A 255-nucleotide genomic window follows, 5' to 3' on the forward strand; every position below is an offset into this window, starting at 1 on the left:
CTGCTCCGGCGGCATCCAGCCGCGCAACGTCGTAACTCTCATTGCTCGTCATCAGCTTCCAGGCGATGCGCGCCCCCTTGTTGGCAAGCGCCCCCGCTGCAAGCTTCGGCGGCTTGCGCTTGATCAGCGCCAGCAGCCAGCGCGAGTGATGACCGCGTCCCCGTCTGGCCTGCTGGATCACCGCCGTAGCCCCGATCACGAGCAGCCGTCTCAGGTCCTCGTCGCCCGCCCGGGTGATCTTGCCAAGCCTGGTCT

General features: G+C 67.5%; 1 pseudogene. It reads right to left on the bottom strand.

What is annotated here, in order from left to right:
- Window positions 1-255, bottom strand: a pseudogene (locus FNJ47_RS49390) (IS110 family transposase); the annotation flags it as partial.

Origin of the sequence: Bradyrhizobium uaiense, assembly GCF_010811875.1 — a bacterium.
Taxonomy (GTDB): Bacteria; Pseudomonadota; Alphaproteobacteria; order Rhizobiales; family Xanthobacteraceae; genus Bradyrhizobium; species Bradyrhizobium uaiense.